The organism is Promicromonospora kroppenstedtii DSM 19349 (assembly GCF_000515355.1).
Taxonomy (GTDB): domain Bacteria; phylum Actinomycetota; class Actinomycetes; order Actinomycetales; family Cellulomonadaceae; genus Promicromonospora; species Promicromonospora kroppenstedtii.
Genome location: NZ_KI911735.1, coordinates 7,869 through 8,662, shown reverse-complemented (window position 1 = coordinate 8,662; position 794 = coordinate 7,869). Strand labels below are relative to the sequence as shown.

The following is a 794-nucleotide window of genomic DNA, read 5'->3' as shown; positions in this document are numbered from 1 at the left end:
GACCGCGCCGCCCAGGCCGCGTCGGACGCCGCGCTCCGCGAGCTGGTGCACAGCTAGGCCCGGCGGGCCCCCGGTCAGCCCCGGTGGAGCCCTGCCGCGGGCAGGGGCGCCTCCCGGTTCCCGCGCGGGATGCTCGACGCCGGGAACGACAGCGCGAAGGTCGCACCGGACCCGGGCGCGCCGTCGATCGTCAGCTCGCCGCCATGGGCCGTGACGATCTCGCTGACGAGCGCGAGACCCAGTCCCAGCCGCACGCTGCCCGCCTTGTCGTGCGACCCGCGCCGGAACCGCATGGTCAGCTCGCGCGCCCGGGCCGGGTCGAGGCCCTCGCCGTCGTCGATCACGGCCACCGCAATCCCGGCGCTCCGTGGCCGCAGCGAGATGACGATCCGGCCGCCGTCGGCCACGTGGGCCAGGGCGTTGTCGACGAGCGACGACAGCGCGCGGCGCAGGGCGGTGGTGGTGCCCGTGACGACGTAGTCGGTACCCGGCTGGGCGTCGACGAGCAGGTCGACGCCCGCGAGCTGTGCCCGCGTGGCGAACGAGGCGCGGACCTCGCCGGCCAGCAGGCCCAGGTCGACCGGCACGCGGGGGAGCGGCCGGTGCTGGATCTCAGCGGCGAGGAGGAGGTCGTCGACCACCTCCGCGGCGATCTTGGCGTCCTGGGTCAGCTGCTCCAGCTCCAGCCGCTGGGCCTCGTCGTGCGCAGGACCGCGCTGCAGCAGCTGGGCCCGGGTGAGCAGGATCGCCAGCGGGGTCCGCAGCTCGTGGCTGACGTCGGAGACGAACCGCCG

General features: G+C 75.9%; 1 protein-coding gene. It reads right to left on the bottom strand.

The features are described from left to right. Positions 1–74: 74 nt before the first annotated feature. On the bottom strand, positions 75–794 hold a 720-nt coding region (locus PROKR_RS22080), incomplete at its 5' end, for a sensor histidine kinase (RefSeq protein WP_169736516.1).